General features: G+C 72.2%; 9 protein-coding genes. All 9 read right to left on the reverse strand.

The genetic code is table 11. The annotated features are described in order from the left end of the window. Nucleotides 1-19: 19 nt before the first annotated feature. From AB1460_RS24265 to AB1460_RS24305, 9 genes are read right to left on the reverse strand one after another with little or no spacing between them, the layout of a single operon-like run. A complete protein-coding gene (locus tag AB1460_RS24265; protein ID WP_420497349.1) occupies nucleotides 20-814 on the reverse strand; it encodes a TetR/AcrR family transcriptional regulator in 795 nt (264 codons plus the stop codon). A 20-nt stretch (nucleotides 815-834) separates the two neighbouring features. Then, on the reverse strand, nucleotides 835-1287 hold the full coding sequence (locus AB1460_RS24270; RefSeq protein WP_368964353.1) for a nitroreductase family deazaflavin-dependent oxidoreductase: 453 nt from the start codon (nucleotides 1285-1287) through the stop codon (nucleotides 835-837). Nucleotides 1288-1329: 42 nt separating this feature from the next. After that, the gene (locus AB1460_RS24275) at nucleotides 1330-2622 is read right to left on the reverse strand and encodes a cytochrome P450 (protein ID WP_368964354.1); all 1293 of its coding nucleotides are present in this window, start codon (nucleotides 2620-2622) and stop codon (nucleotides 1330-1332) included. A 6-nt stretch (nucleotides 2623-2628) separates the two neighbouring features. Further along, on the reverse strand, nucleotides 2629-3444 hold the full coding sequence (locus AB1460_RS24280; protein WP_368964363.1) for an SDR family NAD(P)-dependent oxidoreductase: 816 nt from the start codon (nucleotides 3442-3444) through the stop codon (nucleotides 2629-2631). 5 nt (nucleotides 3445-3449) lie between these two features. Further along, the gene (locus AB1460_RS24285) at nucleotides 3450-3668 is read right to left on the reverse strand and encodes a ferredoxin (RefSeq protein ID WP_018636080.1); all 219 of its coding nucleotides are present in this window, start codon (nucleotides 3666-3668) and stop codon (nucleotides 3450-3452) included. Next, on the reverse strand, nucleotides 3669-4877 hold the full coding sequence (locus AB1460_RS24290) for an amidohydrolase family protein (protein WP_368964356.1): 1209 nt from the start codon (nucleotides 4875-4877) through the stop codon (nucleotides 3669-3671). It lies immediately after the preceding gene. 46 nt (nucleotides 4878-4923) lie between these two features. Beyond that, nucleotides 4924-6396, reverse strand: a complete 1473-nt coding sequence (locus AB1460_RS24295) for an aldehyde dehydrogenase family protein (protein ID WP_368964358.1) — start codon at nucleotides 6394-6396, stop codon at nucleotides 4924-4926. 54 nt (nucleotides 6397-6450) lie between these two features. Beyond that, nucleotides 6451-7656, reverse strand: coding sequence for a thiolase family protein (locus tag AB1460_RS24300; protein ID WP_368964360.1), 1206 nt, complete (start codon nucleotides 7654-7656; stop codon nucleotides 6451-6453). Continuing rightward, entirely contained in the window at nucleotides 7653-8156 is a 504-nt protein-coding gene (locus AB1460_RS24305) for a Zn-ribbon domain-containing OB-fold protein (RefSeq protein WP_368964361.1), read from the reverse strand. Before AB1460_RS24305 ends, AB1460_RS24300 begins: the two co-directional genes overlap by 4 nt. Nucleotides 8157-8255 lie beyond the last annotated feature (99 nt).

Below are 8255 nucleotides of genomic sequence, written 5' to 3' on the forward strand. Positions count from 1 at the left end.
GGCCCAGGCCCGTAGTGGCTCAGCTGGTGGCTGTTCCGCCGGCGGCGGCGGCCCTCGCGCCGGCGCCGGCGCTCCCGGTGACGGCATCGGCGCTGGCACCGAGGCCGCGCAGGCAGAACGCCCAGACGCGGTCACCGACCTCGGCGGCCGACTCGTTCTTGTGGGATGCGAAGGCGTAGTGGTGGAACACCGCCCGCACCAGCAGGTTGACGAACTCCGCGGCCTCCGCGGTGTCGATGGGTGCGATGAGCCCGGCGTCGCGTGCGGCTTCCAGCTCGCCGGCGACGAGACTGGCGAAGGGGCGGGTGGCGTGCTCGACCTCGTCGGGGTAGAGCTGGTGCAGCCGCCAGTGCTCGGCGGTGATGAACCGCGCGCCGCCGCCCACACCGAGCCTGACGCCGTTGCCGCCGCCACCCCCGCCACCGGAAGCGCCGACGCCCTCGCCAGTGCCGGCACCATCACCGGCGGCCTCGCGGTCGCGGTCGATGGCGGACAGGGCCGCCTGGATGTGCAGGCGCAGGCGGGCGAGCGGGTCCGGCTCGTGTGCCGCCCGCTCCCGGTAGTGCGTGGTCTGCTCGCTGATGACGTCCTCGATGACCGCGAGCAGGAGCTGGTCCTTCCCCGGGAAGTGCCGGTAGAAGGTCTGCATGGCGACGCCGGCCTCCTTCACGAGGTCCTGCGTCGTGAAGGAGGAACCCCTGCTGGTGATCAGTCGCCGCGCGGCGTCGACGATCACCTTCATCTGCTGCATGCTGCGGGACCGGGACCGCTGAACCAGCGGCGACCGGTCCACGGCACGGTCGGCCCAGGACACGCCTCCGACGGTACCGGTGTCTAGGCCGCGGACGCCGCGGGCGCCGGGGACAGCACGACCACGGGTATCGGGCGCTCCGTTCTGGCCTGGTACACGTTGTAGTTCGGCCAGACCTCGGTCATGATCTTCCATAGTCGAGGCTTCTCCTCGTCGGAGGCGGTCCGCGCGACCACCGGCAGGTGCTGCGCGCGGACCTGGATCTCCGCCGCCGGCTGCGCGGTCAGGTTCTCGTACCACAGGGGTGCCGCCGGCGATCCGCCCTTGGAGGCGATGACGAGGTAGTTGTCACCGTCCCGCCCGAAGATCAGCGCGGACGTCCGGGGCTGCCCGGAGCGCCGGCCGGTCGTGGTGAGTAACAGGGTCGGCACGCCGTTCCACTCGTAGCCGACCGCACCGTCGGTCTCCCGGTAGCGCGCGATGTGCTCCGCGCCGCGCAGGGAGAGATCCGGCGGACGGTATCCGGGCTCACTCATGCTGGACTGTCTCCTGCCGTGTCAGTACTGCTATAAGAGGGCTCAGCTGTCGAACAGGACGGGGATCTCGGTCGCGCCGCGCTCGTACATGCCGATGAGGCGCGGGGGCTCGGCGGCCGGGTCGAGGCGCAGGTTCGGCAGCCGGTCGAGCAGCGCACCGATCCCGACGGTGATCTCGGCCCGGGCGACGTGCATGCCGAGGCACACATGGGCGCCGCTGCCGAAGCCGAGCGAGCGCTTCATCGGGCGGTGGATGTCGAACTCGTCGGGCCGGTCCCACCGGGCCGGGTCCCGGTTCGCGGCTCCCAGGCACAGGTGCACCACCGACCCGCGCGGGATCGCCAGCCCGCCGAGCTCGACGTCCCGGGTGGCGAAACGGGCGAACATCGGGTCGGTGGGTGACCAGCGCACCGACTCCTCCACGGCCGGGCGCAGCAGCGACCGGTCGGCCCGGACGGCCTCGAGCACCTCGGGCCGGCGCAGCAGGGCCGTCAGCGTGATGCCCATCTGCTTCCAGGTGGTGCCGGAACCGGCAAGCAGCAGCAGGATCGCGAACGTGTAGATCTCGTGGTCGGACAGCTGGTGGCGCACCCCGTCCTCGTCGGTGATCTCCGCCTGGACCAGCACGCTGATCAGGTCGTCCTGCGGCGCCTCGCGCCGGGCGGCGACGATCGGCGCGAGCATGCGGATCGCCTCCGGCGAGTCGTGGAGCACCTCGCGGATGTGCAGCGCCTCCTCGACGGCGACCCCGAAGCTGCTGGTGATCGTCAGCACCGGGATCGCCGCGCAGAAGTCGACGTTCAGCTCGGCGGCACCGTCGCCGGCGAACCGGTCGATGAGGGCGTGCACCGTCTCCTCGATCCAGTTCGTGATCCACCACGGCCCGCGGGCCGGGACGAACGACGGCTGGACGAGCGCGCGGTAGCGGCGGTGCTGGGCGCCGCCCATCGACAGCATGCTGCTGCTCGCGCCGATCTGGCCCCCGGTGGGGTCGACGGCCTGCGGCGACGACGCGAAGGTCTCGTTGTCGCGGAAGACCTGGTCGCACACGTCGAACGAGAACACCGAGAAGTGTGGCCGGTCCGGGTAGGGCAGGCCCTGGAACAGGGCGGGCCGGTCGTAGCCGGTCAGCTCGTGGACGATGCCCTCGTGCACGGGGCCCTGCTCGCGCAGCTCGTGCCAGACCGGGTTGGGGTCATCCTCGTAGTCGCCGCCGCTGCGCGCGTTGTAGCTGCTGCGCAGGTCGAACAGCTCCCGCAGCCGGTCCCGGTCGAGCACCGCCGCCGTCGGCGGGGCACCGCTGCCGCGGTCGTTCACCTGGATCACTCCGCTCATCCGTCCTCACCTGGCCAGATATCCGCCGTCGACCGGAAGGAGGACGCCGGTGATGTTGGCGGCCCGGTCCGAGACCAGGAACACCGCCGCCTCGGCGCAGTCCTCCGCGGTGATCGGCCGACCCAGCGGGTGGTTGGCCCCGGTCTGGCGGGCCACCGCCGCTGTGGTCTCCTCGTCGCCGCCCAGGCCGCCGGCTGTCATGAAACCGGTGTACGGCATCCCGGCCGGGCAGATCGCGTTGGCCCGGATCCCGAACGGGGCCCCCTCGATCGCGACGGCCCGGGTCAGCTGGTGCACGCCGCCCTTGGTCGCGCCGTACACCGAGCCGCCCCAGGCAACGATCCCGGCGACGGAGCCGGTGTTGAGGATGACCCCGCCGCCGCCCTGCTGCTTGAACCGGAGCACCGCGTGCTTGCTACCGAGGAACACCCCGCGCAGGTTGACGGCGATCAGGCGGTCGAAGTCGTCGACCGAGTGGTCCTCCAGCTTCGCCCCGAGCCGTGGGGTCGGCACCCCGGCGTTGTTGAACACGATGTCGAGGGTGCCGAACCGCTCGGCGGCGTGCTCGAGCGCGCCGGCCACGTCCGCCTCCACGGAGACGTCGCACCGCACGGCGACGGCCCGCGCCGCGGCGCCGTCCGTCCCGCCCGTCCCGCCCGGCCGCTCGAGCTTCTCGATCTCGCGGACCGTCTCCTCGGCACCGTCGAGGCTGATGTCCGCGCACACGACCAGGGCGCCCTCCGCGGCGAAGCGCAGGGCGGAGGCCCGCCCGACCCCCGATCCGGCGCCGGTCACCACGGCGACCTTCCCGTCGAGCAGCATGCTCGTCACGTTCCCTTCTCCTGTGTCAGCTCCTGTGCCAGCCGCAGTGCGCCGGTCGGGCAGGCGTCCACGGCGGAACCGATCACGTCCTCCTCGTCACCCATCGGGTCCAGGACGACGACCTTGGCCACCTCGTCGTGGGCGAAGCTGTCCGGCGCGTAGAGGACGCACATCCCACTGCCGACACAGCGCTCGCGGTCGACGGCGACCGAGGGGGCGCCCACTCAGACGCCGCTGAGGACGGGCGGCTCGGCCGGGGTGAAGCGGTAGAGCCGCTCCGCGTTGCCGCGCAGGATCTTGTACTGCGTCTCGGCCGGGAGGTGGCCGATGATGCCCTTGACCGTCTGGATGCAGTTCGGCCAGGTGGAGTCGGAGTGCGGGTAGTCGGTCTCGCACATGATGTTGTCCTCGCCGATCTCGGCGATGCTGGCGATACCGTGATGGTCCTCGATGAAGCAGCCGTAGACGTGCTCACGGAACGTCGCCCGGATGTCGAGCGTGTCCAGGTCGAGGTTGGCCGCGGCGGCGTGGTCGTTCCACTGGACGCCCTTCTTGACCCAGTGCCGCTGCTTGTCGAGCACCTGCTCGGCGCGCTCCAGGTAGTACGGCATCCAGCCGATCTCGCCCTCGGACAGGGCGATCTTCAGCTTCGGGTACCGCTGGAACATGCCGCTGAACAGCCAGGAGAGCATCGCGCCCGAGGTGCGCATCGCGCCCCAGGTCAGGTTCGCCATGAACGGCGCGTCCGGGGCGATCTTCGGCACCTGCGACGACGAGCCGACGTGCATCGACACGACCATCTCCAGGTCGTTCGCCGCGGCCATCACCGGGTCCCAGTACCGGTCCTTGTCGTGGATGGTCGGCAGGCCGAGCGGCGCCGGGTTCTCCGAGAAGGCGAACGTCGTCGCGCCCTTGGCGGCGCAGCGCTCGAGCTCGCGGGCGGCGAGCTTCGGGTCCCACAGCGGGATCAGCACCAGCGGGATGTAGCGGCCCGGCGCGGCGCCGCACCACTCCTCGATCATCCAGTCGTTGTAGGCCTTCAGGCAGACCAGCCCGAAGTCCCGGTCACTGGCCTCCATGAACAGCTGGCCGCAGAACCGGGTGATGGTCGGGAAGCACAGCGAGGCGAGGATGCCCGCGCGGTTCATGTCCTCGACGCGGGCGGCGGCGTCGTAGCAGCCCGGCCGCATCTCGGAGTACTTCAGGGGGTTCGGGCTGAACTCCTCCTTCTCCTTGCCGGCAACCGCGCTCAGCCCCGAGCTGGGGAAGCGCTTCCCGTCGTAGACCCAGGCGTCCATGCCGTCGGCGTCGAACTCCATGTGCGGGGCCCGGTCGCGGTCCTTCGCCGGGAGCCGGTCCAGCCACAGGTTCGGCGGCTCGAGCACGTGGTCGTCGACCGAGATCAGCCAGTCGAGCGAGAGGTTGTCAGTCATTGCCGCTCCTTGTCGATCGTCAGTCCGCCTGGTCGGCGGGCGGTCGTCAGCGGGGGTCGCTGATCGCGAGATGCTTGACCTCCTGGAAGGCACGGATGCCGTCCGGTCCCCGCTCGCGGCCCAGGCCGCTCTGCTTGTAGCCGCCGCTCGGCGCGTACGCGCTGAACATGCCGCCGACGTTGACGTTGACCGCGCCGGTGCGCAGCCGGCGGGCGACCGCCGTCGCCGCGGCGACGTCCGCGCCGAAGACCTGGCCGGACAGGCCGTAGTCGCTGTCGTTGGCGATGTGCACCGCGTCATCCAGGTCGCGGTAGCCGATGATGCTGATCACCGGGCCGAAGATCTCCTCGCGGGCCGCCGGGTTGGTGTTGTCCCGCAGGTCGAGCACGGTCGGCTCGAAGTAGTAGCCGCGGTCGAGGCCGGCCGGCCGGCCCCCGCCGAAGGCGACCTTGCCGCCGTGTTCCTCGGCGGTGGCGACGAACCGCTCGCAGCGTTCCCGGGCCGCCGCGTTGATGACGGGGCCCATCCGCGCCGTCGGGTCGCTGGGCGGGCCGACGGTGATGGCCGCGTACGCCCGCGCCACCGCCTCGACGACCTCGTCCTTGCGGTCCTGCGGCACGAGCATCCGGGTGGCGGCGACGCACGCCTGCCCGGCTGTCGCCGCGACCACCGCGGCAGCACCCGCCGGCGCCCGGCCGACCGCGTCCGGCAGGTAGATCTGGGCCGACTTGCCGCCGAGCTCCAACGCGACCCGCTTCACCGTCGGCGCGGCCTGGGCGAGGATCCGCCGGCCCACCGCGGTCGAGCCGGTGAACGAGACCATGTCGACGAACGGATGGCTGGTCAGCAGCTCCGCGCCGGTGGAGCCGGCCTCCACGACGACGCTCAGCGTGCCCGCCGGCAGCCCGGCGGCGTCCGCCGCCGCCCCGAACAGCAGCGAGGAGATCGGGGTGAGCGGACTCGGCCGCAGGATCACCGAGTTGCCCGCCATCAGCGCCGGGATGAGCTTCTGGAACGCCATGATGATCGCGCCGTTGTACGGCGTGATCGCGGTGACCACGCCGACCGGCTCATGCCGGCGGATGCTCAGGGCCGCCCCGCCACGCAGCAGGTCGTCGACCGGCAGCGGGTTGTGGTCCTCGTGCTGCATCGACAGGTACAGGTCGATCGTGCCCCGCGCCAGCGCCACCCCGGCACCGAGCTGGGCCCGCTCGGCGAACGACGCCGGCTGGCCCGCCTCGGCGACCATGGTGGCGACGAACGCGGCGCGGTGGGCCACGATGTGGTCGACGAAGGCGTGCAGCACCCGGGCCCGTTCGGCCGGCGGGGTGTCCGCCCACGTGCCGGCGTCGAAGCAGCGCCGCGCCTCGGTGACGGCCCGCTCGATCTCGGCGAGCGGGGTGACGGAGACGTCGGTGACATGCGACTCGTCCGCCGGGTTCTCCACGGCGAGCGGCTCGTCGCCGTCCACCCAGGTGCCGGCGACGTAGGAGCGCCGCTCGGCGATGAGGTCATCCACCGGCTCTCTCGCTTTCTCTAAGGCACTGGGGCACAGAATCAGGACGGATCGGCGTCAGGACGGATCGGCCGTGTAGACGACGGCGCCGCCGTAGTGCGGGGAGGAGTGGCACGCGACACCGACCGTCGCGCCGGCGCGCTGGCGCTCACCGGCACGGCCGGCGAGCTGCAGGTAGCACTCGAGCATCTGCGGGATGCCGTGCATCCGGCCGTTGCCGAGCGCGCCGCCCCCGGAGAGCACCGGCAGGCCGTCCGGGCGGTCGCTGTCGATCCGCCCGTCCTGGACGAACCGGTGCGCCTCGCCGCGCGGGCAGAAGCCGAGGGCCTCCAGCCAGAAGTAGACGAACGGCGAGAACCCGTCGTAGAGCTGCGGCAGGTCGACCTCGGCCGGCCCGACCCCGCTGGCCTCCCACAGGCGGCGGGCGGTCTCGGTGCCGACGTCCATGATGTCGTCGAGCGGCCAGTGCAGCGGCAGCCGCCGCCGCGCCGGCAGGCCGCTGGCGAAACCGGAGACGTACACCGGCCGGTGCGGCAGGTCGGCGGCGCGCTCGGCCGAGGTGAGGACGAAGGCCGCCACCCCCTCGACGGGGATGTCGCAGTCGTACCGGCAGACCGGGTCGCTGATCATCGGCGCGGCCAGGTACTCGGCGGCGGTCAGCGGCCGCTTGTGCCAGTACGACCACGGGATGCGGGACCCGTTCTTGCGCGCCTCGACCACGACGGAGGCCATCGCCGCCCGGTCCGCGTTGTACCGCTGCAGGTACTCGGTGTACGGAAGGCCGATCATGGCCAGCGGGCCGAAGAAGCCCTGTGGGGCCGTCCACTGCGCCGGGCCGGCGGCCCGTTCCATGCTGTTGGCGTGGTACTTGCCGGGCGGGTTGTGCAGCGCCCGGTAGACCACCACGGTTTCCGCGGCACCGCTCGCGACCGCGTTGACCGCCATGCCGACCATGCCGGGGATCTGGCCGATGCCGTGGAACCCGGCGACATGGCGTGCACCGCTGGACAGCCGCTCGGCCAGCCAGGTCGCCGGCACGGAGCTGACCCCGTCCTGGACGGCGTGCGACCCCGCGGTGGGGAACAGTGCCGAGGTCACGATCCCGTCGATGTCCGCGGGGGTGAGCCCGGCGTCGGCGATCGCGGCCCGCGCGGTCTCCAGCGTCACCGCGCCGAGCGGGCGCGCGGCGTGCCGCTGCACGGCGCTGTGCGCGTACCCGACGACGGCGACCTTGTTCCGGGCCGCGAACCGCCGCCCGCTCACCGCACACCTCCGGACGGTTCAGCGACACTCGCCGCTTCGGCGAGGGTGAACGCGGGGACGCCGACACCGGGGTGGACGTCCTCGAAGGCGACCTGGACCCGGGCGCCCAGGCGCAGCGCGGGGTCGGTGCCGGCCAGCGCACCGGGACCGTCGAGGAGGCGTCCGATCATGCGCAGTTCGGTCTGCTCGGCGAGCTCCACGTCGACGAGCACGAACGGCAGGTCGGCGGCGAACCCGGGCAGGCCCGACTGCCGGACGACCGTCCAGGAGCGGACGGTGCCGCGGCCGCTGACCGGTTCGAACGCGTAGTCCGGGTCGGTGCTGCGGCAGTGCGGGCAGACCTGGTCGGGCGGGAGGGCGAACGACCCGCAGCGAGCGCAGCGGGCGAGCGCCAGGATGTGGTCGGCCGCGGCCGACCAGTAGGGACCGGACGTCTCGTCCGGCACGGGTAACGGGCGCGCGGCGGCGGGAGTGCTGATGGCGCTACCTTCCCTTCGCACGGTGGATCCCGGCAGGGAGCGCTTGCGGTGCTTGTCCCGTGAGGACTGATGTGAGACGGCGCTCCTGCCTGGACCCGGCGAAGGCCTGACGCCCAGGAG

Origin of the sequence: Parafrankia sp. FMc2 (genome assembly GCF_041008525.1) — a bacterium.
Classification (GTDB): Bacteria; Actinomycetota; Actinomycetes; order Frankiales; family Frankiaceae; genus Parafrankia.

What these genes read in the sequence shown, in the direction of transcription:
- AB1460_RS24280 (WP_368964363.1), bottom strand. Translation starts at nt 3,444, where the DNA reads ATGCTGCTCGACGGGAAGGTCGCCGTGGTGACCGGCGCCGGATCGGGG.
- AB1460_RS24270 (WP_368964353.1), bottom strand. Translation starts at nt 1,287, where the DNA reads ATGAGTGAGCCCGGATACCGTCCGCCGGATCTCTCCCTGCGCGGCGCG.
- AB1460_RS24290 (WP_368964356.1), bottom strand. Translation starts at nt 4,877, where the DNA reads ATGACTGACAACCTCTCGCTCGACTGGCTGATCTCGGTCGACGACCAC.
- AB1460_RS24275 (WP_368964354.1), bottom strand. Translation starts at nt 2,622, where the DNA reads ATGAGCGGAGTGATCCAGGTGAACGACCGCGGCAGCGGTGCCCCGCCG.